The 24,842-nt window shown below is 48.2% G+C and carries 19 protein-coding genes; 11 read left to right on the top strand and 8 right to left on the bottom strand.

What is annotated here, in order from left to right; genetic code table 11:
* Positions 1 to 3 precede the first annotated feature (3 nt).
* The gene (locus GQ671_RS03495) at positions 4 to 1,281 is read left to right on the top strand and encodes a bifunctional folylpolyglutamate synthase/dihydrofolate synthase (RefSeq protein ID WP_160652737.1); all 1,278 of its coding nucleotides are present in this window, start codon (positions 4 to 6) and stop codon (positions 1,279 to 1,281) included.
* Positions 1,282 to 1,308: 27 nt separating this feature from the next.
* Here GQ671_RS03495 and GQ671_RS03490 read toward each other — a convergent pair whose 3' ends face one another.
* Positions 1,309 to 2,688: a YfcC family protein gene (locus tag GQ671_RS03490; protein ID WP_160652734.1), complete on the bottom strand. Its 1,380-nt coding sequence runs from the start codon at positions 2,686 to 2,688 to the stop codon at positions 1,309 to 1,311.
* Between the two features lie 159 nt (positions 2,689 to 2,847).
* Between GQ671_RS03490 and GQ671_RS03485 the strand changes: the two genes are divergently transcribed.
* On the top strand, positions 2,848 to 4,260 hold the full coding sequence (locus tag GQ671_RS03485; protein ID WP_160652731.1) for a YfcC family protein: 1,413 nt from the start codon (positions 2,848 to 2,850) through the stop codon (positions 4,258 to 4,260).
* 40 nt (positions 4,261 to 4,300) lie between these two features.
* Here the strand turns inward: GQ671_RS03485 and mscL are convergent, their stop codons facing one another.
* Entirely contained in the window at positions 4,301 to 4,675 is a 375-nt protein-coding gene (mscL, locus tag GQ671_RS03480) for a large conductance mechanosensitive channel protein MscL (RefSeq protein ID WP_160652729.1), read from the bottom strand.
* A gap of 247 nt (positions 4,676 to 4,922) precedes the next feature.
* On the opposite strand from mscL, the gene GQ671_RS03475 reads away from it, so the two are divergent.
* Both GQ671_RS03475 and acnA read left to right on the top strand, forming a co-directional pair.
* A complete protein-coding gene (locus GQ671_RS03475; protein ID WP_160652725.1) occupies positions 4,923 to 6,512 on the top strand; it encodes a glycine betaine uptake BCCT transporter in 1,590 nt (529 codons plus the stop codon).
* A 174-nt stretch (positions 6,513 to 6,686) separates the two neighbouring features.
* Positions 6,687 to 9,392 (top strand): aconitate hydratase AcnA, encoded by a 2,706-nt coding sequence (gene acnA / locus GQ671_RS03470; protein ID WP_160652722.1) that lies wholly within the window; start codon positions 6,687 to 6,689, stop codon positions 9,390 to 9,392.
* A gap of 45 nt (positions 9,393 to 9,437) precedes the next feature.
* Here acnA and GQ671_RS03465 read toward each other — a convergent pair whose 3' ends face one another.
* Both GQ671_RS03465 and plsY read right to left on the bottom strand, forming a co-directional pair.
* Entirely contained in the window at positions 9,438 to 9,725 is a 288-nt protein-coding gene (locus GQ671_RS03465; protein WP_246153121.1) for a HesB/YadR/YfhF family protein, read from the bottom strand.
* 8 nt (positions 9,726 to 9,733) lie between these two features.
* Positions 9,734 to 10,318, bottom strand: a complete 585-nt coding sequence (gene plsY, locus GQ671_RS03460; protein ID WP_160652719.1) for a glycerol-3-phosphate 1-O-acyltransferase PlsY — start codon at positions 10,316 to 10,318, stop codon at positions 9,734 to 9,736.
* A gap of 200 nt (positions 10,319 to 10,518) precedes the next feature.
* On the opposite strand from plsY, the gene parE reads away from it, so the two are divergent.
* The 3 genes from parE (at position 10,519) to GQ671_RS03445 (ending at position 16,444) form a co-directional block, all read left to right on the top strand.
* Complete coding sequence (gene parE, locus GQ671_RS03455; protein ID WP_160652716.1) at positions 10,519 to 12,501, top strand: DNA topoisomerase IV subunit B; 1,983 nt, start codon at positions 10,519 to 10,521, stop codon at positions 12,499 to 12,501.
* Positions 12,494 to 14,914 carry a DNA topoisomerase IV subunit A gene (gene parC, locus GQ671_RS03450; RefSeq protein WP_160652713.1) on the top strand — a complete coding sequence of 807 codons (2,421 nt, stop codon included), beginning with the start codon at positions 12,494 to 12,496 and terminating at the stop codon, positions 14,912 to 14,914. Before parE ends, parC begins: the two co-directional genes overlap by 8 nt.
* A gap of 66 nt (positions 14,915 to 14,980) precedes the next feature.
* Positions 14,981 to 16,444: an alanine/glycine:cation symporter family protein gene (locus tag GQ671_RS03445; RefSeq protein WP_160652711.1), complete on the top strand. Its 1,464-nt coding sequence runs from the start codon at positions 14,981 to 14,983 to the stop codon at positions 16,442 to 16,444.
* A 43-nt stretch (positions 16,445 to 16,487) separates the two neighbouring features.
* Here GQ671_RS03445 and GQ671_RS03440 read toward each other — a convergent pair whose 3' ends face one another.
* Positions 16,488 to 17,444 (bottom strand): DUF1002 domain-containing protein, encoded by a 957-nt coding sequence (locus GQ671_RS03440; protein WP_160652709.1) that lies wholly within the window; start codon positions 17,442 to 17,444, stop codon positions 16,488 to 16,490.
* Between the two features lie 153 nt (positions 17,445 to 17,597).
* Here GQ671_RS03440 and GQ671_RS03435 point away from each other — a divergent pair, with 153 nt between their 5' ends.
* Positions 17,598 to 18,614, top strand: coding sequence for an LCP family protein (locus tag GQ671_RS03435; RefSeq protein ID WP_160652707.1), 1,017 nt, complete (start codon positions 17,598 to 17,600; stop codon positions 18,612 to 18,614).
* A gap of 46 nt (positions 18,615 to 18,660) precedes the next feature.
* On the opposite strand, the gene GQ671_RS03430 is transcribed toward GQ671_RS03435, so the two are convergent.
* Complete coding sequence (locus GQ671_RS03430) at positions 18,661 to 19,656, bottom strand: cation diffusion facilitator family transporter (protein WP_160652705.1); 996 nt, start codon at positions 19,654 to 19,656, stop codon at positions 18,661 to 18,663.
* A gap of 154 nt (positions 19,657 to 19,810) precedes the next feature.
* On the opposite strand from GQ671_RS03430, the gene GQ671_RS03425 reads away from it, so the two are divergent.
* Entirely contained in the window at positions 19,811 to 21,073 is a 1,263-nt protein-coding gene (locus tag GQ671_RS03425) for a Y-family DNA polymerase (RefSeq protein WP_160652703.1), read from the top strand.
* Between the two features lie 16 nt (positions 21,074 to 21,089).
* Here the strand turns inward: GQ671_RS03425 and GQ671_RS03420 are convergent, their stop codons facing one another.
* Both GQ671_RS03420 and GQ671_RS03415 read right to left on the bottom strand, forming a co-directional pair.
* Positions 21,090 to 21,431 carry a hypothetical protein gene (locus tag GQ671_RS03420; RefSeq protein WP_160652701.1) on the bottom strand — a complete coding sequence of 114 codons (342 nt, stop codon included), beginning with the start codon at positions 21,429 to 21,431 and terminating at the stop codon, positions 21,090 to 21,092.
* A complete protein-coding gene (locus GQ671_RS03415; RefSeq protein ID WP_170288613.1) occupies positions 21,428 to 22,066 on the bottom strand; it encodes a sigma-70 family RNA polymerase sigma factor in 639 nt (212 codons plus the stop codon). Before GQ671_RS03415 ends, GQ671_RS03420 begins: the two co-directional genes overlap by 4 nt.
* 212 nt (positions 22,067 to 22,278) lie before the next feature.
* On the opposite strand from GQ671_RS03415, the gene GQ671_RS03410 reads away from it, so the two are divergent.
* Both GQ671_RS03410 and GQ671_RS03405 read left to right on the top strand, forming a co-directional pair.
* Complete coding sequence (locus tag GQ671_RS03410) at positions 22,279 to 23,538, top strand: aminoacyltransferase (protein ID WP_160652699.1); 1,260 nt, start codon at positions 22,279 to 22,281, stop codon at positions 23,536 to 23,538.
* A 7-nt stretch (positions 23,539 to 23,545) separates the two neighbouring features.
* Positions 23,546 to 24,820, top strand: coding sequence for an aminoacyltransferase (locus GQ671_RS03405; RefSeq protein ID WP_160652697.1), 1,275 nt, complete (start codon positions 23,546 to 23,548; stop codon positions 24,818 to 24,820).
* Positions 24,821 to 24,842 lie beyond the last annotated feature (22 nt).

Below are 24,842 nucleotides of genomic sequence, written 5' to 3'. Positions count from 1 at the left end.
GTCATGAACTACCAGGAAGGATTGAATTGGATTCACGAAAGAATCAAGTTCGGCATCAAACCCGGTGTCAGACGGATGGAATGGATGCTCGAGAGGCTCGGCAACCCTGAGCGTAATATCAACGGCATCCATGTCGTCGGGACGAACGGCAAGGGCTCTACGGTGTCCTATATGAGAAACGCACTGAATCGGAATGACTATACTGTCGGTACATTCACGTCACCGTACATCGAGACCTTCAATGAACGCATCTCGGTGGATGGCAAGCCGATACCGGATAGTGAACTGATCGAGCTGATTGAGATCGTCAAGCCGGCAAGTGAAGCAATGGAGCTTGAAACGGAGCTCGGAACGGCAACGGAATTTGAAATCATCACCATGATGATGTTTGTCCACTTCGGTGCACTCAGGCCGGTGGACTACGTCATCGTGGAGGCGGGTCTCGGGGCAAAGTACGATTCCACCAATGTTTTCATGCCGATCATGACGGTGCTGACAAGCATCGGGCTCGATCATACGAGCATTCTCGGGGATACACTGCTTGATATTACAAAAGATAAGAGTGGGGTCATCAAACCGGGAATCCCGCTCGTCTTCAGCGTAAAGGATCAGAAATCCCGTGAATACATCTATAAAGTGCTTGAAGATAACCAGGCGAAAGGCATAGAGCTCGATCGGGATATCATCCTCATGCCGGATAATGGAGAATTCCAGTTCCAGTATGACCATTATGATTTCCAGGACATCAAGCTCGGCATGGTGGGCAGACACCAGAAGGAGAATGCCTCTCTTGCCATTGCTGCATTGCTGGAACTGCACGAGCAGGGAAAGGTTGTGCTTGATTTCAACAGGATGATCCATGGGGTTGAAGAGACCTCCTGGCCTGGACGTATCGAGACCGTGAGCGATGACCCGCTTATCATCATTGATGGTGCACATAACAGGGAATCGATGGCGGCACTTGTGGAAACGATGGAAAGACAGTACAGCGACAAGGAAATTACAGTACTGTTTTCGGCAATAGAAGGCAAGCCATTGACAGATATGCTGGATACGCTTGGCGAAATTGCAGGATCATTCCATGTGACGGACTTTGATTTCCCGAAATCGCTGTCGAAAGAGCACATATTTGAAAAGGTGAACCATCCCGACAAGTCCATGGTGACCGACTACCTCTCATTTATCGAAGCATTCGAAGGGGACGTGCTGCTTGTGACCGGCAGTCTCTACTTCATCAGTGAAATCAAACAGTACTACAACAATAAAGACACTGGATCCTGAGATCAGGATCCAGTGTCTTTATATATGCTAGAAGGGACCGTATCCGATCCACAGGCTGACTACCATGAACGTCGCACCTGCAACCACCCATACGAGCATGACCGGCCAGACGAAGCGCAGCCATTTCTCATAGGGAATGTTCGCAATGCTGAGTCCAGCCATCAGGATGGCCGACGTCGGGAACAGATAGTTCGCCAGTCCATCTCCCATCTGGAAGGCGAGCACTACCGATTGGCGGGACACACCGACAATATCGCCGATTGGTGCCAGAAGCGGTATGGTGGTCGCAGCCTGGCCGGATCCTGACGGGATGAAGAAATTGATCATGAACTGGGTCAGGAACATGCCGACCGCGGCAACTGAAGCGGGCAGTCCTTCAAGAATCGTACTGATTGAGAAGATGATCGTATCGATGATGGTGCCATCCTCCAGTATGAGCAGTATGCATCGCGCGAGTCCGACGATCAGGGCACCGAATGTCACTTCCTTTGCGCCTTTGATGAAATCTTCGGCGATGCCGTTCGGCGTATTGCCGCCGACGAGCCCCGACACGATTCCCATGGCCAGGAATATGGCGGACAGGTCGGTGCCTGTCGACCAGCCCTGTACGACGCCGTAGATGATCAGACCGAATCCGGAAAATATGATCAGCAGCACAAGAATATGCCTGCTGGTCAGTTCTTTGAATTCGTAAGTTTCATTCTGTGCATTCTTTTCAAGTCCGTAGACATAGCTGTTGTTCATATCCTTCTGGACGCGCCGGCCGTAGCGGTAGACGAAGAATGCTGCAATGAGTACAAACACCAGCTGGATGATGATTCTATAGAACATGCCTGAGAATAGTGGCAGTTCAGCAATCTGCTGGGCGACCCCGACGGTGAATATATTCATGAATCCGCCCGAGAAGCCGGCAGCTGCACCAAGCGCCACCATGGCCATTCCGGTCATGGCATCCATGCCGAGGGAGCGCGCGAGCATGATGCCCATCGGGATGAAGATCAGCGTGGATTCGGCCATGCCGAAAGTCGCACCACCGAACGAAAATATCAGCATCGTCAGCGGAATCAGAATAACCTCCCGATTTTTCAGCAGTGATACCACCTTGTTGATGCCCGCCTCGATGGCGCCTGTCCCATTGATCATGCCGAAGGCGCCACCGATGATGAAAATGAGGAAGATGATGCCTGCAGCATCTGTCATGCCTTCAGGGACACTTCGGAATATCTCGGTCCAGTGCACAGGTGTCTGTTCCGTATACTGGAATGAAGTCTCATCAACGACAAGCGTGCCGTTTTCATTCTCATATCTCTCATATTCCCCTGCTGGAATGATATAGCTCATGAGCATCGCCAGAATGACGATGGCATATATCAGCACAAACGCATGGGGTATTTTTATGTATTTCATTTCAAATCCCCTTTCATGAGATGTCTACTCAATTATACTTCAGGAGCGGGTGATGACAACCTTAATTACCTAAATAATTGGAAAAGTTCAAATAATATATCCTTTTCATATTCCGAAATATCGGTATAATAAAAATATCAATTCTTTAGGAGAGATGGTATGAATAAAGGAGACACGAAAGAAGAACCCGGATCGAGGTTGAGATTTCCCCATACTTATGCAATTCTTTTAACGGTTGTGATCATCGCTGCGGCATTGAGCTATGTCATTCCTGCCGGAGAATTTGAAAGGGTGGAAGTAGGGGACAGGACAGAGGTTGTGCCGGGCAGCTACACGAATGTCGAACAGAGTCCCGTCTCATTCTTCGAACTTTTCAAGGCCATTCCAACTGGCCTGATAGATGGCGCAAATATTATTTTCTACATTTTTCTTGTAGGGGGTGCGTTCGGGATCATCAGAGCGACAGGCGCCATTGAAGCGGCCATCCAGAAAGTGATGACGGCAGTCAAAGGCAGGGAAAAACTGATGATTCCGGTCATCATGCTGGTCTTTTCAATTCTCGGCTTTACTACAGGAATGTCCGAAGAAGCAATCATCTTCGTTCCGATAGGCATCGTGCTGGCCACAGCACTCGGCTATGACGCCATAGTAGGGACGGCCATGGTCACATTGGGTGCAGCTTCCGGTTTCATCGGCGGCATGCTCAATCCCTTTACGGTCGGTATCGCGCAGCAGATTGCAGAGCTGACGATCTTTTCCGGATGGGGGTTCAGAACCATCGTCTATCTGGTAGTACTTGGAACAGGTATCCTGTACGTGATGCGCTATGCCAAAAGAGTGCAGAAAAACCCGGAATCAAGTCTTGTATATGAAGAATCAAAAAAAGGCACGGTCAATTTTACAGATGATGTCATGAATTTTGAACAGCTCAGGAAGCGGCACATACTGATCCTTGCCACATTCGTCATCGGAATCATCATCAATGTGTACGGCATCTTCCAGTATGGCTGGTTCCTGACGGAACTGTCCGCCAACTTCTTCCTGATCGGCCTGATTGCAGGACTGGTAGGGGGGATGAAGATCAATGACATATTTGATGCATTCATCAGCGGCATGAAGCTCGTCGTCTACGGTGCCATCATTGTCGGATTTGCACGCGCCATCGTTGTCGTACTGGAGTCGGGTGTCATCATAGACTCGGTCATCCATGGAATGAGCAGTGTACTGGATTTCCTTCCACCGTCCATTACGGCGCTTGGCATGCTGGTCATCCAAGTCGTCATCAACTTCTTCATTCCATCTGGTTCAGGACAGGCCATGACAACAATGCCGATCATGACGCCGATTGCGGATCTGCAGAACATACCGAGACAGGTTGCGGTACTTGCCTATCAGTATGGAGACGGCATCACCAATACGATCATTCCGACATCCGCTTCGCTGATGGGGGTATTGGCCGTATCAGGTATTCCGTATATCAAATGGGTCAGATTCGTGTGGAAAGTGACTCTGCTATGGCTCTTCATTGCTGCAGCTGCACTGGTCGTAGCAACCATCATCGGCATTTCATAAAAAAAGTCGGACCCATTGAAGGTCCGACGTGTTTCTTATGCTATATGCCATTCTGATCTTTTTTCACAGCATCCCTGATTTCCCGCAGAAGAACGATCTGCTCATCCACCACTTCTTCCTCTTCTGCGACCAGCCTGTTTCGCGTCAGTACGTTGACCGCCTTGACGAATACGAATACAGCTGCGCCTATGATGATGAAGTCGATGATTGCCTGGATGAATACACCATATGTAATACCCTTATACGCCCACTCTGAAGTGAAGTCGGTATTGCCGAAGATGAGGGCGATGGACGGCATGATGATATTTTCTACAAGTGCCGTAACAATCTTGCTGAATGCTGCACCGATTACGACGGCAACAGCCAAATCGATTACATTTCCTCTGAGTATGAAACTCTTGAATTCCTGCCACATGATACTGCTCCTCCTTTAGTTGTGTAATGATTTTCAAGTGAAATATCATACTATCATAACATGATGGTGGAAGCTTAATTCTAATGTAAAAATACTATTAATTTAGTTAATTTGAGGTAAATAAGTGCCTATAAACGCCATTTCAATTTGCCAGCTCAAGTGTAATATGCTAACATGAATAATTGTTTGCAAGGGCTATTACAAAAAGTAAATTAATTATCCCTTAAGAAAATGAAGGAGGAATATCATGAATGAGAACGACAAAGCAAGATTGACACCGGTATTCTGGATTGCGCTTGCCATGGTTACTGTACTTGTGCTCTATGGTGTCCTTTTCTCAGAAAACTTTGAGACGGTGACAGGTAATCTGCAAGGATTCATTACAAGCAACTTCAGTTGGTACTATGTGTCGCTGACAACTGTTTTTATTGCTTTCTGTCTAGTTTTTGTATTGACACCGATGGGTCAGATCCGTCTCGGTAAGCCAACAGAAAAACCAGAATTCAGAACCTTGTCCTGGTTTGCGATGCTCTTCAGTGCCGGTATGGGTATCGGTCTTGTATTCTGGGGTGCTGCTGAACCACTCAGCCACTTCTTTACACCACCGACTGCTGAGCCAGGTACAGATGAGGCAATGAAAGAATCACTCAGACGATCATTTTTCCACTGGGGATTCCATGCTTGGGCAATATATGCAGTCGTAGGACTGGCACTCGCCTTTACCCAATTCAGACGCAATGAGCCAGGTCTTATTTCCAGAACACTGAGACCGATTCTTGGTAAACGTGTCGAAGGGCCTGTAGGAACAGCAATCGATGTAATTGCTGTATTCGCCACAGTCGCCGGTGTTGCTACATCACTTGGTCTTGGTGTTAAACAGATCAATGGTGGACTCCACTATCTGTTCAATGTACCAAATAACATCACTGTTCAGATCATGATCATCATCGTCATTACAGTATTATTCATGTACAGTTCATGGACAGGACTGTCAAAAGGCATCCAGTATCTCAGTAATGCGAATATGATACTCGCAGGACTTCTGATGATCTTCACGCTCGTCGTTGGACCAACCGTACTTATCCTTAATATGTGGACCGACACTTTTGGCGGCATGATCGGCAGTTTCGTCCAGATGAGCTATGATGTCGCGCCACTCAACCAGGATAAGAATGACTGGCTCGGCAGCTGGACAATCTACTATTGGGGCTGGTGGATGTCCTGGAGTCCATTTGTAGGAATATTCATCGCCCGCGTATCCCGTGGCCGTACCATCCGTGAGTTTGTTCTGGCCGTCATGATCGCGCCAGCTGCAGTCAGCTTCGTATGGTTCAGCATATTTGGTGTGACAGCAATCAATATGGAAAAAACAATAGGCGGCTTTTCAGATCTTGCGACGGAAATAGTACTGTTCGAGATGTTGAACAATATGCCTATGGGCTTGATCATTTCAATTGTTGCGGTTCTCCTTATTGCTACATTCTTCATTACTTCTGCAGACTCGGCCACATTTGTACTGGGTATGCAGACAACGAATGGTTCACTGACGCCACCGAATAAAGTCAAGTTGATCTGGGGTGCTGCCCAGGTACTGATTGCAATTGTACTTCTGATGGGCGGCGGACTGGATGCACTCCAGGCTGCAGCAATAATATCTGCCTTCCCGTTCTCCATCATCCTCATTCTTATGATGATTGCTACTTATAAGGATGTCGCGAAAGAACAGAAAGCTCTGAACCTGCTTCATGAACCGAACTATGAGGGTACAAAATATGAAAAACTCATGAAGGATCATGAAAAGAAACTGGAAAGAGAGAACTCAGAGAAAAGTGAATAATATATAGTTATGTGAATGACCTGTAGTGATAAGTTATACTTATCGCTATGGGTCATTTTTTTGTATCGAAGATATGGCTGAATTATGACGCGTTTCGTTTACATCCCTATTGTAAAGATATACAATTAATAGGAACGGTCATATGACTGGAATATTGATAGGGGGCTATTAAAAATGAGTCAAAATGTTAGTGAAGCGGCCAGAAAGTCGTTCAGCGTCAATGGTCAGGACTATAACTACTATAGTCTGAAGACTTTAACTGAACGCGGCATGTCCGAAACACATAAGCTGCCATACTCCGTAAGAGTATTGCTCGAATCAGTACTTCGCCAGTATGATGGCAGTGTCATCAATGACGATCACATTGAATCCCTGGCTACTTGGGACCAGGGCAATAACGATGGAAAAGAAGTGCCATTCAAACCGTCGCGTGTCATCCTTCAGGATTTCACCGGTGTGCCGGCAGTTGTTGACCTGGCATCTTTGAGAAAAGCAATGGATGACGTCGGGGGAGACGTACAGAAGATCAACCCTGAAGTACCAGTCGACCTGGTCATCGACCACTCTGTTCAGGTGGATGCCTATGGTACTGACGATGCACTCAGACAGAACATGGAACTTGAATTCGAAAGAAACCAGGAGCGTTACGAGTTTCTGCACTGGGCAACAAAAGCATTTGATAACTATAAAGCAGTGCCGCCGGCGACAGGCATCGTGCACCAGGTCAACCTCGAGTACCTGGCTAATGTCGTCCATGTGAAAGAAGAGGGCGATGCGCTCGTTACATTCCCTGATACGCTTGTCGGGACCGATTCCCATACGACGATGATCAACGGCCTTGGTGTACTTGGATGGGGTGTAGGCGGTATTGAAGCTGAAGCCGGAATGCTTGGACAGCCTTCCTATTTCCCGATTCCTAAAGTCGTTGGTGTGCGCATGACCAATGCTCTTCCTGAAGGCGCAACAGCAACAGACCTCGCACTCCGTGTGACCGAGCTGCTCAGACAACAGGGTGTTGTCGGTAAATTCGTCGAATTCTTCGGCCAGGGTGTTACTGAACTGCCACTTGCCGACCGTGCAACAATTGCCAATATGGCACCTGAATACGGTGCAACATGCGGTTTCTTCCCGGTTGATGATGAAACACTCGAATACATGAAGCTGACAGGACGCAGTGCTGAGCATTGTGATGTCGTCAAAACATACCTCAAGGAAAATGATATGTACTTCGATCCGGAAAATGAGCCGGTATACAGCGAAGTTGTCGATCTCGACCTTTCCACTGTGGAACCTTCCCTGGCTGGACCGAAGCGTCCGCAGGATCTGATTACGCTCTCCGATATGAAGGAAGAATACAGAAAGTCCATCACAGCTGAAAGCGGCCATAATGGGCATGGGCTTGATGAAGACGAGTTCGATAAGACGACGACAGTCAATTTCAATGACGGAAAAGAAGTTGAGATGAAGACTGGCGATCTTGTCATCGCAGCCATCACATCATGTACCAACACATCCAATCCATATGTCATGCTCGGTGCAGGACTCGTTGCCAAGAAGGCAGTGGAAAAAGGACTTGAAGTCCCAGCATATGTGAAGACTTCACTGGCTCCAGGATCCAAAGTTGTTACCGGCTACCTGGATGAATCCGGACTGCAGGAATATCTTGACCAGCTCGGCTTCAACCTTGTCGGCTACGGCTGTACGACATGTATCGGAAACTCCGGCCCATTGCTGCCTGAAATTACAGAAGCAATTACAGAAAGTGACCTGCTTGTAAGCTCCGTACTTTCCGGTAACCGTAACTTCGAAGGCAGAATCCACCCGCTTGTCAAAGCGAACTATCTGGCATCTCCACCACTCGTTGTGGCATATGCGCTGGCAGGTACAGTGGATATCGATCTGCGCAATGAACCGCTTGGCAAAGACAAAGAAGGAAATGATGTCTTCATGAAGGATATCTGGCCTTCCACTCAGGAAGTCAAGGATGCTGTCATGGGCAACGTCAGTCCGGAACTCTTCAGAAAAGAGTATGAGCAAGTATTCGATGCCAATGAAATCTGGAACAACATCGAAACGACGGATGCACCACTCTATGACTTCAATCCGGATTCCACATATATTCAGAATCCATCATTCTTCCAGAACCTATCTGCTGAAGCAGGTACGGTCGAGTCACTTAATGGACTGCGTGTACTCGGCAAGTTCGGCGACTCGGTTACAACCGACCATATTTCACCAGCCGGAGCAATCGGCAAGGATACACCAGCTGGTAAATGGCTGATTGAACAAGGAGTATCACCGAGGAATTTCAACTCATATGGTTCACGCCGTGGCAACCATGAAGTCATGCTGCGTGGTACATTCGCCAACATCCGTATCCGCAATAAGATTGCGGACGGCAAAGAAGGCGGATTTACGACATACTGGCCGACTGGTGAAGTGATGAGCATCTATGATGCTGCCATGAAATACCAGGAGGATGGTACAGGTCTCGTCGTTCTGGCTGGCGACGACTACGGCATGGGATCAAGTCGTGACTGGGCTGCCAAAGGAACAAACCTCCTTGGCGTGAAAGCAGTCATTGCAGCAAGCTATGAGCGTATCCACCGCTCTAACCTTGTCATGATGGGTGTACTGCCATTGCAGTTTGTCGACGGTGAAGATTCAGACTCTCTAGGATTCGACGGTAGTGAAACATTCGACATCAAAGTTGATGAAGATGTACTGCCTGGACATATCCTGGATGCTGTGGCAACGAATGAAAAGGGCGAAAAGACGGAATTCAAAGTCAAAGCACGTTTCGACTCCGAAGTTGAAGTGGACTACTACCGCAATGGTGGCATCCTCCAGCTCGTCCTCAGAAACAAACTCAAAGCATAGAAAATCAAAATGGCCCATCCCCTTTAAAGGGGATGGGCCATTTGCCTATTTGCTGTCGAATATGATTTCATCTTCATCCGAATCTATGATCAGCTCGGTGTCTTCAAAATACCAGAGGTCGGATTCCTTGATGAAAATCTGAAGTCCTTCAAAGTCATATACTTTACTGTCAGAGGGGATGCGTTCTACCGTCAGTGCCGGGGAAAACCCCTGTTTCAGCTGTGTTTCTCCGCCGTATCTTACATAGATATTGACGCCCTGTCCTTCGTTCGGCTCCAGTTCTTCCTTCATCCAATCAAGTGCACGATCTGTAACTTCTAGCATTTTGATCATCCCTTCTGCTACATGAATGTAATCTTGCTTTCTGTCCCGTCCATTATACGTCTAATATTGGAGATATGTCTAACAACAATCACTACAGCGATGATAAAAGAAAAAGCAATGAGCAGTGGATCTCTGAAAATCAGAGACAGGATGAAAAAGAGAACTGCACTGACCATGCTGGAAAGGGAGACGTATTTGCTGATCTTCAATGTGATCAGAAAAGCCACCAGCAGCAGGATGAAAAGAATGGGATTATATGCAAGTACAGCGCCACCGCTCGTTGCAACGGCCTTTCCACCTTTGAACTTCAGGAAGATCGAATACACATGACCAAGGGCTGCGACAAGTCCAGGGATGAAAATATGCATATCCGGATCCAGCAGCATTGCAGCAAGCACCGGGAGGGCGCCTTTGAGCATATCGAGAAGCAGAACAACAATACCCGCTTTCTTTCCGAGAATCCTGAAAGTATTGGTTGTTCCGATGTTACCGCTGCCATGCTGCCGTATATCAATTTTATAAAACCATTTGCCGATAAGCAGACTGAAAGGCACGGACCCTAAAAGATAGCTCAACACCAGGAGTATTATGATCATTTCCATTTAAAAACCCCTTTATTATCAGGTACTAACAGTTTACCATAAATTTTTATCAGGGCATAACAAAACATAGTTTACAATAATATTATTATGTAAACTATCAGGCTGTATGGTACGATTATGGTTGCAATCACCGAGATTTTGTATAAAAATAGAACATGAGATAAAAATAACGAACGTATGTTTGTAGGAGGATATCAGATTTGGCAGGACAGAATACTTATAATGATGATTCGATTCAAATACTGGAAGGTCTGGATGCCGTAAGAAAAAGACCGGGAATGTATATCGGTTCGACCGACCATAGGGGACTTCACCATCTGGTGTATGAAATCACCGACAACTCGGTGGATGAGGCCATCAACGGCTATGGTGACGAAATCAGCATCAAAATCAATCCCGATGAAAGCATCACTGTCCGGGATAATGGACGCGGCATGCCGACAGGCATGCACACATCAGGGAAGCCAACCCCCGAAGTCATCTTTACTGTACTCCATGCGGGCGGTAAATTTGGTGCTGGCGGCTATAAGACGTCCGGCGGACTCCATGGTGTGGGGGCCTCGGTTGTAAACGCTCTGAGTGAATGGGTAAAAATCAGGATCTTCCGGGATGGAAAGATCCATGAAATGTCATTCAAGGATGGTGGCAAGCTGGATAGTCCCTTGAAGGTCACAGGAAAAACAAAGGAAACAGGTACAGAAGTGACTTTCAGGCCGGATGCTGAAATCTTCAAATCCGGCACGGTATTCAACTTTGAAACAATCATGGAGCGGATGCGTGAATCCGCATTTCTTCAGAAGGGGCTGAAAATCACCATTACAGATGAGCGCCCTGAAGAGCCGCTCGAGGAAATTTTCAAGTATGATGAAGGGCTGAAAGCGTTCATCGATTTTCTGAATGAGGGCAAGGATGCCATCGGAGAAGTCGTCATGTTTTCCGGGGAATATAACGATATTGTGGCGGAAGTAAGCTTCCAGTACAACGACCAGTACACGGAAACGCTGATTTCATTCGTCAATAATGTACGTACGAAGGATGGAGGTACACATGAGGTCGGTTTCAAAACCGGTTTCACGCGTGTTTTCAATGAATATGCACGCAAAATAAATGAGCTGAAGGACAAGGATAAGAATCTTGAAGGCAATGACATCCGCGAAGGACTGACGGCGGTCATTTCAGTTAAGATTCCTGAAAATCTGCTCCAGTTCGAAGGGCAGACGAAAAGCAAACTGGGTACCAGTGAGGCGCGTAATGTCATGGAGTCGGTGATGAGTGAGCATCTGCCATATTTTCTCGAGGAGAATGGACCACTCAGCACCCAGCTCGTCAAAAAGGCACTCAAAGCAAGAAACGTCAGGGAAACAGCAAGAAAAGCGCGTGAAGAGGCAAGGAACGGCAAGAAGCGACGCAAGGATACGCTATTATCGGGTAAGCTGACTCCTGCCCAGAGCCGCAATTCCAAAAAGAATGAGCTGTACCTGGTCGAGGGTGACTCTGCAGGCGGTTCCGCCAAACAGGGTCGGGATAGAAGATTCCAGGCCATCCTGCCGCTTCGGGGCAAGGTCATCAATACAGAGAAGGCCAGATTTGAAGATATATTCAAGAACGAAGAGATCAATACAATCATTCATACGATCGGTGCCGGTGTCGGTACCGAGTTCAATGTGGCGGATTCGAACTATGACAAGATTGTCATCATGACTGATGCCGATACGGATGGCGCCCATATACAAGTACTGCTGCTGACGTTCTTCTTCAATTATATGCGTCCGCTCTTTGATGCAGGCAAGATCTATATTGCCATGCCGCCGCTCTTCCAGCTGAAGACACGCGGCAAGAAGAAATCGGAAGTCAGATATGTGTGGACCGAAGATGAACTGGTCCAGGCACAGAAGGAAATGGGAAAAAATATCGATCTTCAGCGCTACAAGGGGCTTGGTGAAATGATGCCGGATCAGCTGTGGGAAACGACCATGGATCCGGAAACACGTACGCTGATCCAGGTCCAGGTGGAAGACGAAGCACTGTCATTGAAACGTGTGACGACACTGATGGGAGACAATGTCCAGATGCGCAGAAAATGGATCGAATCCAATGTCAGTTTCACGCTAGAGGATGCAGACAGCATATTGGGCAAGGACGACGTCACAAAATTGGGAGAAAGTGGTGAAATGAATGACTGAACAAGTACAGCGGATGCAACTTGAAGACGTCATCGGCGACCGTTTCGGCCGCTACAGCAAGTATGTCATCCAGGACCGTGCCATTCCTGATGTCAGGGATGGCCTGAAACCGGTACAGCGTCGTATTCTGTACGCAATGTACAAGGAAGGCAACACATATGAGAAAAGTTTCAGGAAAAGTGCCAAGACAGTCGGCAACGTCATCGGCAACTATCACCCGCACGGGGATTCCAGTGTATATGAAGCAATGATCCGCCTGTCACAGGAATGGAAGATGCGTGAAGGGCTGATCGACATCCATGGCAACAAGGGCAGCGTCGATGGCGACCCGCCTGCTGCGATGCGCTATACAGAAGCCAGACTGGCTGAAATATCGAATGAGATGCTCAGGGACATCAATAAGAATACGGTCCAGTTCATCAACAATTTCGATGATACGGAAATGGAGCCGACCGTACTCCCATCAAAGTTTCCGAATCTGCTTGTAAACGGCTCGACCGGCATTTCTGCAGGCTACGCCACAGACATCCCGCCGCATAATCTCGGTGAGGTCATAGATGCAACACTGAAGGTCATCGACAAGCCGAGTACGACTGTAGAGGAGCTGATGGAAGTCGTGAAAGGTCCCGATTTTCCGACAGGCGGCATCATCCAGGGTGTGGATCAGATCAGGAAAGCCTACGAGACGGGACGCGGGAAAATCATCGTACGCAGCAAGGTGCGCACCGAAGACACAAGAGGCAGCAAGACCCTCATCATCATAGATGAGCTGCCGTTTGAAGTGAACAAGGCCAACCTTGTCAAAAAAATGGATGAAATACGCGCGGACCGCAATGTCGATGGCATACTGGAAGTCCGGGACGAGACGGATCGCGAAGGGATGCGCATCGTTGTCGAAGTGAAGAAGGAAGCAAACGTCGAAGGCATCATCAACTACTTCTACAAGAAGACCGACCTGCAGGTGTCATACAATTTCAATATGGTGGCCATCAGCGATCGGGCACCGAAGCAGCTTGGATTGAAAGAGATACTGACGAGCTATGTCGCCCATCAGAAGGCGGTCATCATCAATCGATCGCGGCATGAACTGTCGGAAGCAGAGCGCAGGATGCACATCATCGAAGGCCTTATGAAAGCCTTGTCGATCCTGGACGAGGTCATCCGTGTCATCCGGGATTCCGATAACAAACGCAATGCCAAGGAGAACCTGGTGGAAACCTTCAGCTTTACAGAAGCCCAGGCCGAAGCCATCGTCATGCTCCAGCTGTACCGTCTGACGAATACGGATATCGTTGAACTTGAGACTGAGCATAATGAGCTCGACTATACCATCAACCAGCTGCGTGAGATCCTCTCCAACGAGAAGCAGCTGCTCAAGGTGATCAAGAAGGAACTCAGGGATATCAGGAAAAAATATGCCACACCACGTAGAAGTACTGTGGAGGATGAGATCCAGACCATCGAACTTGAAAAAGAAGTGCTGATCGCAAAAGAGGAAGTGGTCGTGTCATTGACTCGGGAAGGCTATGTGAAGCGGACCAGCCAGAGAAGCTATAATGCGAGCACTCCGGAAGAGATCGGAATGAAGGAAGATGATCAGGTGCTGCTTGCTCATCAGGCACATACACTCGAGCATATGCTTGTATTTACGAGCCACGGGAACTACATGATCATTCCGGTCCATGAACTGCCGGATATCCGCTGGAAGGACAACGGCCAGCATCTCTCAAACCGATTCAGACTCGGGGCGAAGGAAGTACCTGTTGCGGCTTTCGTAATTGAAGGATACGGAGACGATATTTCCGTCGTGACCACAACCAGGCAGGGGCAGATCAAGAAGACTGAACTGAAAGCCTACGAAGCGAGCCGGATCAGGCGTCCGATCTCAGGCATCAATCTCAAGAAGGGCGATGCTGTCATCAGTGTCGAGCTTGCCCATTCGGCGGCGGACGTACTGCTGGTTACTGAAAGGGGCATCTCCCTCAGATATCCACTGTCTGATGTCAATGCCACCGGTCTGAAGGCCCAGGGTGTCAGGGCGATACAGCTCAAAGCGGATGATACCCTCGTGTTCTCCGGTCTCATTACAAATGAGAAGTTTCTTGTGACGGCCACCCAGCGTGGTGCAGTGAAGCGGACGGCCATCGATACGTTTGAATCGGCCGGTCGGGCACAGGTCGGAAGTACACTGCTCAAGGAAATAAAATCGAAGCCGCACCGTATCATCGGTGCGCGCCTCATCGAAAATAACATAGGCATGACGCTGCGTTCATCAGGATCAAGCTTTGATCTTGACGCCAGATCCATCCGTGTCAGCGGCAAGTATGCCAATGGTTCCTTTGTGGTGGATGAGAATGAATTCGGCGAAGTGAAAAGTATCATTTTCGGAAATATGACACCATCGGACCAGTAAAATTAATTTCCTCCTTCATAGCACTTTCTTCAATGCTATAATGGTATTTATCTTAGGAGGTGCAATATGGATTTTGAAGGGATAATACCCGAATGGTTTAAAACTTTTGTCGAGGTCGGCAACACGCTCCTATGGGGCGATTTTCTCATAGGACTGCTGATCGTCGCAGGTCTTTATTTTTCTATCAGTTCCAAATTCGTCCAGTTCAGATGGTTCAAGGAAATGTTCCATGTACTGAAGGAAAAAGGAGAAAAACTTCCGGATGGCAGCAAAGGGATTTCGCCGTTCCAGGCATTTGCCATCAGTGCGGCTTCCCGTGTCGGAACGGGAAATATCGCAGGGGTTGCCACTGCAATTGTACTCGGTGGTCCGGGTGCGATCTTCTGGATGTGGGTTGTTGCATTCTTCGGTGCAGCCACTGCGTTTTTCGAATCCACACTCGCCCAGGTCTATAAGGTGAAGGACGAAGAGGGTGGTTTCCGTGGTGGACCGGCCTATTATATGGAAAAGGGGCTCAACCAGAAATGGCTGGGTGTATTTTTTGCCGTTCTGATCACCATCACTTTCGGTTTTGTGTTCAATGGGCTGCAGGCAAATACGATTGCACATGCCTATGAACAGGCCTTCAGTGTGGACCGCTGGATCATCGGTCTCATCGTTGCGGCGCTTGCAGGGCTGGTCATCTTCGGTGGTGCAAAATGGATTGCGAATGTCACCGGCTACATTGTTCCGGTAATGGCGGTCGTCTACCTGGCAGTCGTCTTCGTCATCCTCATCATCAACTACGATCAGATCATACCGATGCTTGGAAGAATCTTCTCCAATGCCTTTGGTATCCGTGAAGTATTTGGTGGTGCAGTCGGTGCTGCGATACTCAATGGCTTCCAGAGGGGACTCTTCTCCAATGAAGCCGGTATGGGGTCCGCACCGAATGCTGCAGCATCGTCAGCGGTCAGTCACCCGGTCAAACAGGGTCTCATACAGTCGCTTGGCGTCTTCTTCGATACGATGGTCGTATGTACAGCAACAGCGATCCTCATACTCATGTATACAGACTTGAGCTTCGGTGCAGATGCTGTGCAGGGGATCGAGGTGACACAGGCGGCAATGACCGAACAGATCGGTTCATTCGGCAACACATTCATCGCGATTGTCATCCTGCTGTTTGCCTACAGTTCCATTCTTGGAAACTATTTCTATGGGCAGAGCAATCTCTACTACATCAAAGAGAACCGTGTGCTTCTATTCGTGTTCAAGATCCTGGTTGTCGTCATGATTTTCATCGGTTCCGTCATGGAACTTGATACGGCATGGGCGACAGCAGACTTGTTCATGGCATTGATGGCTGTGACCAACCTGGTTGCTGTATTCGGCCTGAGCAATGTCGTCTGGCAGGTTGCCGCCGACTACAAGAAGCAGCTCAAACGTGGTGAGAAGCCGATATTCGAGACCAATAACATCAGAGCTGATCTCACTTCTGTAGACGAATGGGGCTACAACCGATACGCCTACAGGGACGAGGACAAATAAGTAAAGAATAGAAAAAAGGCAGACCATGAGGTCTGCCTTTTTTCTAGTTGAAAAGTGATCTGAAGAATGAAACGACGCGGTCGAAGAAATTAGAAACGGCTGTCTTGAAGGAATCCCATGCACTGGATTCCTGAATCTCCTGTCCCAGGGATTCCGCCTGGTCGACTGCATTATTGAATGCATCACTCGAAGTGATCTGATCGATCAGATTCTGGGCGCTATCCTTCAGTGCTTCAGCTTCTTCGCTCTGGAAGAGCCCGGAATTTTGAATCTGCTTGATCAGTGCAATGATCCTGTCGATCTGCTCCTGGGTCAAAATACCATTCAGACCATTGGCGGTCATCTGTTCATCGACGATGGTGCGGATCTCCTCTTCAGTCAGATTGCCGCCCTGATTGATGACCTCGATCTTGATGTCGGTGATCATCTTGTTGAGCTGTTCCTGGGAGAAGCCTTCAACACTGCTGTTCTCTTCTGTGATTTCCGTGATGGTTCCGAGTTCATCCTGGGCATTCTGTGTACGCTCGGTATCTATGGCTTCCCCTTGGGTCTCATAGGCCTTGTAGATGCCCGCAAGTGCACTTTCCCCGGTGACATCCTGAGCAGCACCGATGACCACCTGTGCATCTGTGATGCCCGAGGTGAGCAGTGCGTTCTTATATGTCTCCTCGGTGATCTGGGTGATCTGTCCCATGCTTTCATCCACGGTGATATCGAGCCCGTAGCCCGGATCCTGCTGGGTGATGCGTATACTCGACTTCAATACATCATTGCTGTAGTTCATGCCGATGTATTGCTCGACATCCTCGCTGTAGACGTATGCAGTCTTATCATCCTCTGCCGCGCCCAGTATTTCACGTGTCGATTCCTGGAGCTGTGGATCATTTTCGAGTGCAGCGCCATATACAGTGACCGCTTCACTCCATTCCGAAGCAGCTTCGGCCTGATTCGGCAGCAGCAGTAGCATAGCAATTGCCAGCGGTAGTAGTTTTCTGATCATTTCAATCCCTCTTTTCTTATGGATATTCTACTATATGAAGCCTGTTCATAACAATTTTTTATATGCTGGCGCGTATAAAGGTAATATAATTTCTTTATTATTTGCCGGAAAACCGTTAGAATGATTGGGTATATTGATGACAGGAGCATGATTATGGATAATGAATACAGACGTTCCGAAAGACCGGAGCATAATAATACAAAAAAGAAGAAGCGCATCAGGAAGCGTGCGCTCATTCCTCTCATTCTACTGGTGGTGCTCATCGCTTCAGTCCTCTACGTATTCTTCTCATACCAGTCGGGATTGAAGATTGCTGAGGAGAACGGTGTGGAACAGGAGACGTTCGAATTCAACAGTGAGGACAATAATGATGGCAAGAAGAATATTCTGCTGCTCGGTGCCGACCGTGAAGTGGATGGCACCCAGCGGACGGACGTCATCATGCTCGCCCAGTACGACTTCATGAACAAGGAGATGAAGCTGGTATCGCTCATGCGTGATATCTATGTGGATATTCCGGGCTTTCAAAGCTATAAGATCAATTCGGTCTATTCACTTGGCGGGGCGGAGCTTCTCAGACAGACCATCGAGCAGAACTTCGGCATTGAAGTCGAAGAATATGCAGTGGTCGACTACGACGCATTCGAATCCGTCGTCGATGTCATCAATAAAAATGGCATCCCCATTGATGTAGAAAAGGACATGTCCGAGAAGATCGACACGGAACTGAAACAGGGTGAGCAGCAGCTTGGCGGGACGGACCTTCTGGCCTACGCCCGCTTCCGTCATGATGCAGAGGGTGATTTCGGCCGTGTCAGACGTCAGCAGCAGGTGATCAATGCACTGAAGGATGAGGCACTGAGCGTCGGCAATATGCTGAAGCTTCCCAAAATTACAGGTACAGCCATGGGGCACGTCAACACCAGTATGAGCGATGGAGAGCTGTACAGGATGATGGCATCGTTTCTCGTAAGGAGCGATAAGGGCATCGAGACGCTGACTGTACCGGTCGAGAACACCTATCAGTTTGTTGATGTTCCGCATGCGGGAAATGTCATCGATCTCGATTTTGAGACCAACAGCCAGTACATTCATGATTTTCTTGAAGGAAACGTAGAGGACACAGAGGCGCTCGAGCCGAGCGCAGAAGACCCTGCTGAAGGCGAATGAAAAATGAAAAAGGATGGCGATTGCGCCATCCTTTTTATTATGCAATTTATTTTGACTTCTGATCCATTTCATTCTGTGTCTTCGGCCATGTTTTTTTGCCGTCATCCAGTTCGAATTCCATGTTTACATCCGTGACGTGCCTTTGTTCCATGATGATCTTTTCTATTTCATCCCGGATGCTGTTCACTTCCCTGGATGTGAGATCGGGATCGATTTCTGCAATGACTTCAACGTGGAGGTTATCCCCTTCTTTAAGGACGAACAGTTTCCTGATGTCCGCTATCGCATCGTGGCGAAGGACGATCTGTGAAATGCGTTCCTCCATATGCGGGTCATGTTCACCGAGTACGCCGGCTGCATTTTCCATGAACACCCTGTAGACGATGTAGAACATCATCAGACCGATGATGACGGATGCAATCCCTTCACTCGGTGCAAATCCTGTAAAGCGGGCGATCAGTATTGCAATGATGGCGAGCAGGGCACCGGCTGTTGCGACGGTATCTTCCATGAATACGAGCTTCGTTGCCGGCTTGGCCCGATTGAGATGCAGGAAGCTCTTCGTCAGCGGTTTCAGTCCATCATAGGGCTGGTCCGTCTGCTGCAGTATTTCCTTGCCTGCCTTGTACAGTACAAAACTTTCGAGAATTGCGGCAATGGCAAGGACACCGATATTGATCAGCAGCATGGTCGTATCGGTATCGGTCGGAAGCGGCTCCACGATATGATGTATGCCTTCGCGTATGGTCTCATATGATAGTATCGCAACAACTATGATGGCGAACAGGCAGACAAGGTTTACAAGCCGCCCGAAGCCGAAAGGGAAGCGTTCTGTCGGTGCTTTCTTCGATAGGCTTGAGCCGATGTATACGAAAAGCTGGTTGATGGCATCCCCGAGGGAGTGCATCATTTCAGCAAACATTGCAACGTTGGCAGTGAAAAGGAAGGCGACCCCCTTGAGTCCTGCAATGATGAAGTTGACAATGGATGCGATCAGTGATGATTTGCTGCCCTGCTTGAGCAGTCTGAAAATATCTTTCAATAAGATCTCCTCCTTTTGAAACTATATAATATTTCATACCCCATCTTTACCCGATTATCCAGTGTTAATCATCATTTATGTTTCGCCATTATACTTTTGTGATATGATGAATATACGAAGGAGGGAACATATGTTCTCATTTGGAGGGGATGCTATGTACAATTATCATATCTGCCCGCACCGGCATGTCTTCTGTGTCGACCAGAAAAGCTTCTTTGCCAGTGTTTCCTGCATATTGAAGGGGCTCGATCCCATGACGGCAAAGCTTGCAGTTGTCGCGGACACGAAGAACCTTGGCTCTGTAGTGCTTGCAGCGACACCTGAGCTGAAGAAGACCGGTGTCAGAACCGGATCCAGACTGTTTGAAATACCGCGGCAAAAAGACATCTATATCATCAATCCTTCCATGAAGGCATATCTCGACTATTCTGCAAGAATCACAGAGATTGCGCTGAGATATGTGGCCCCTGAGGATTTCCATCAGTATTCGGTGGATGAATTCTTCATGGATGTGACTGAGAGCTTCCACATTTATGAAGATAGCCCGTATGCGCTTGCCAGAAGGATCAGGACTGAAGTCTATCGGGAGACCCGGATCGACTGCGCGATCGGCATCGGTGAAAATATTCTGCTCAGCAAGATCTCTCTTGATATTGAGGCGAAGAAGACAGCGGATGGTGTTGCCGAATGGCGGTATCAGAATGTACCTGAAAAGCTGTGGAAGATCAAACCGCTCAGAAATTTCTGGGGTATAAACAGAAGAAGTGAAATCAAGCTGAATGAACGCGGGATATTTTCAATCGGGGATCTGGCAAAGTATTCTCCGGTCCATCTGAAGCGGGACTTCGGCATCATCGGTGTGGACTGGCATCTGCATGCCAATGGCATCGACTTCAGCACCATCCGGGAAAAGCATGTTGCACATTCCCCGTCGATAGTGAAAAGCCAGATACTGATGCGGGATTATCGATTCGTTGAGACTTATGTCGTCATATTGGAGCATGTCGATGAAGTCACCCACCGGCTGAGGATTTCAGGGAGGATGGCGAGGACCGTCCAGTTTTCCGTGGGCACGGCGGAAGGGAAGATCTACCGCAGGCAGTTCACCATCCACGAGGGCACGAACGACAGCAATGCCATCATGAAGCGGGTATGGGAGCTGCTTTCTGAAATGGCGGATCCATATGCCTTATATCGGACCCTGAGCATTTCGCTGACCAACTTCATTCCTGATCATATCCGGCAGATTTCACTATTTGAGGATGTGGAGACAGCAGAACGCCGTGACCGGCTGGTGAAGACTGTGGACCGCCTCAAGGTGAAGTATGGCCAGCTTTCTGTCATGCGTGCACTCAGCTGCACCGAACCGTCGACACTCAAACTGCGGGAAGGGCTGATTGCCGGACATAAAAGATAGGACAGCGGGTGCTGTCCTATAAAGTAAGAGCGTACATGAAGAGGAGTCCGTTCAGGATGCCGATGACGAGGGAGAGCATCGTCCCGACGAGGACGTACTCGCTCTCTTTATGACCTTCATCGTCACTGGTGCTCGGAAATCTCAATATGGATTTTGCAGCAATGATCAGTCCCATTGCCGTATACTGGTCGAACACTACGAAGATGATGATCAGAAAGCGTTCACTATATCCGATGGTCAATCCGATGTAGTCGGTACGCGTATGCCGCATGCCTGAAAGAAAGCCGAGAAGTGTTCTCAGCATATAGCCGCTTGAAACGTAAAGAAGAATGGAGAGGAGGATCATCAGTATCTTCATGACTCCGCCCGCCTTTCGAAAGAGGTGCTGAATCCCTCCCGAAGCGGTCCATCATCCACCTGGTAGTATTCGGCCAGAAAGGCAAGTATGGACGTGAGCTGGCGGCCGCGGGATTTGCTGTAGTGTGCTGAAATGGTTGATTCATTCTTGTCGAGTCGTGCTGAAATATCCTTCTGCAGCATGCCGCCGATCTTGAACGAAGCCACCTGGCGCTGGATGTCCGTCATATGGTTCAGTATATCCGTCGCATACATGAGGGCCACATCGACTTCCTGGCTCATTTCGGGGGAAGTGAAGTCCTGGATATAAGACTTCTTCACCTGGTCGAGGGCGCGCCTTGTATCTTTGATTGCTTCATGGCTCCATTGCTCCGGGTCGCCCTCCGGAATTTCCATGTCTGCAGAATGGAAGCTGCACTTGAGCGGGAAGTCCCCCGACTCCCAGAGCAGCTTCGCATAGATGGCGATGAAGAGGGTATAGTGTTCACGGGAGGACAGGATGAACAGTTCATCCCCCATGCGGTAGTTGACATGTGAAAAAGAGTCGCCGGTGAGCCATGTACCGATTTCTTTTTCCAGCCATTTCAGATTCTTGAAAATTGCTTCGGTTGCCTTGGAGCTTCCGGATACATCCATGATCAGTATGGAAACGATGGCAGACCACCTCCTGAATGGTATAATACATAGGACTATGGCTATATTATATAACAATTTGTGTCCAGAGGCGAATTTGATGAAATTTGTGTCTGAGAGCGAATTTATTGACTCGCTTTTAAAAATTATGGAGATGGTCCGGTAAATCTGATAATATAATCAAAGTATGAAAATTAGTTGACAGGAGTGCCATTATGCAATTTACAGAGTTGACCATAGAGGAATTCGATCAGTTCACCAGAACCCACTTCAGTCATTTCACCCAGACGAAAGAGAACTACCTGCTGAAGGTATCGCAAGGTGTGGAGACGCATCTTGTCGGTGTGAAGGATGGCGAATCGGTCAGGGCGGCGTGTCTTGTGACACTGACCCCGATGATGAAAGTGTTCAAGTATGCCTACGGCAATCGTGGGCCGGTGATGGACTACGCGGACAAGCAGGTGTTTGATGTATTTTTCCAAGGTCTGCACCAGTTTCTGAAACCGAAAAAAGTCATGCATGTCAGAATTGATCCCTATGAAGTCATCAAGGAAAGAGATCATGATGGCGAAGTGCTGGAGGATAGGGACAACGGCCATATCTTCGACTACTTCAAAGATCAGGGCTTCAGGCACGATGGCTTCACTACAGGCTTCGATCCTGTCATACAGATCCGGTGGCATTCGGTACTCGAGCTTCGGGACAAGGATCCGAAGACACTGCTTGATGAGATGGACAACCTGAGGAAGCGGAACATCAAAAAGGCGCAGAAGCATGGACTTCATATACGCTATCTGGAACTTGACGAGATCGATGTATTCAGGAAATTCATGAGGGATACTTCCGAGAAGAAAGCATTCGTCGATCGGGATGACGCCTACTATATCAGCAGAAAGCAGCATTTTGGCGATAATGTCATCATTCCGCTCGTATATGTCAACCTGGATGAATACACAGCATCCATAACCAAAGACCGTGATGCACTGCTCAAAAATATTGAGAAGGCAAACAAGGATCTGGAGAAGGATCCGATGAACAGGAAAGCCGCGAAAAAAATCGATAATTTTGGAGAGCAGCTGAAAAATATAGAAGACAAGCTTGCTGAAGGCGAAGCATTGCGGGAGACGCATGGGACGGAACTCCCGATTGCGAGTGCCTACTACTTCATCACACCGCACGAGGTTGTATACTTGGCTGGGGGCAGTGACAATGATTTCAGGCATTTTGCAGGCAGCTATCTGATCCAATGGCATATGATCAACTATGCGCTGGAGAGGGGAATCGACCTGTACAACTTCTATGGCATCAGTGGAGACTTCACAGAAGAAGCGGAGGACTACGGCGTCATCCAGTTCAAGCGTGGCTTCAATGCAAAAGTATTCGAATATGCCGGTGACTTTACGAAGCCGGTCAATGTTCCGGCATACAGAGCCTATCAGGGACTGAAGAAACTAAGGGATAGGATAGGGAGGTAGCAGACGGATGAAATTTGTTGAGCTGACCGAGAATGAATATAAAGGCTATATCGAAAAAGGCGAGGAATCCGCCTTCTTCCAGATGATAGAAAATAAAAGGAATCGTGAGATGGATAAGGACAAGGTACGCCTGCTTGGCGTCAAGGATAAGGACAATACAGTCATCGCCGCCTGTCTGTTTACATTGAAAAAGACCGTGATGGGCAAGTATTTCTACTACTCCAACCGTGGACCGGTTCTCGATTACCATAATCATGATCTCGTCCGCTTCTTTTTGCAGTCACTCACACAGTATTTGAAGAAGAACAATGGACTCTATGTCAAACTCGACCCGAACTGGATCTACAGAAAATATGACAAGGATGTCAATCCGAAAGCCGACTATCCCGAGCAGGATGCACTGATCGGCATCATGGAAGAAGAGGGATACGTCCACCAGGGATTTACACGCGGCTATTCAAGAACATCGCAGGCCCGTTGGATGAGCGTACTGGATCTGTCGGGATATGATGAAAACACCTTATTGAAGTCGTTTGATTCCCAGAGGAAGCGGAATATCAAGAAGGCGCTGAAATATGGTGTCGAAATCAGGTTTCTGGAGCTGGATGAAATCGACATCTTCCTGGAACTGTATATGGATACAAGCGAGCGGCAGGACTTCTTCACACCGCCGGATCCGCCTAAATACTATTCGAACCTTAAAAAAGCGTATGGAGACAAGATACTTATTCCACTGGCCTATATAGAACTGGACAAGTACATCAGCAATCTTTCCGATGACATCGAAGATGCTGAGACCAAGAGAAACCAGCTGATGGAAAAAGACAGCAAGAATGAAAAGACGCTCAATAAGATCAGTGAACTCGACAAGCAGATCGACAAGATGACCGAGGACCGGATACAGGCAAGCGAACTGCGCAAGAACGAAGGCAATGTACTGAACCTGGCTTCCGGCATCTATTTCGAAACACCTTATGAAATGGTCTACCATTCCGGTGCAAGTTCCACTGCATTTTCCCAGTTTGTCGGCCCTTATATGATGCACTTCGAAATGATGAAGTACTGTATGGACAAGAACATCAGCCGGTACAATTTCTACGGTGTAAGTGGAGATTTTTCGGAAGATGGAGAGGATTACGGTGTCTATCGATTCAAGCGCGGCTTCAATGCAGAAATCGAGGAGCTTGTCGGAGACTTTGTAAAGGTCATCAGCAAAATGCCGTACAATGTCTATAAGGTGAAGCGGAAGATTGAACAGAAAAGAGCTGCAAGGTCCAATTGACCAGTAAAGGAAAGGTTGTCCC

The organism is Salinicoccus hispanicus, from assembly GCF_009831115.1.
GTDB lineage: Bacteria > Bacillota > Bacilli > Staphylococcales > Salinicoccaceae > Salinicoccus > Salinicoccus hispanicus.
This window is presented reverse-complemented; position numbering and strand designations above follow the sequence as displayed.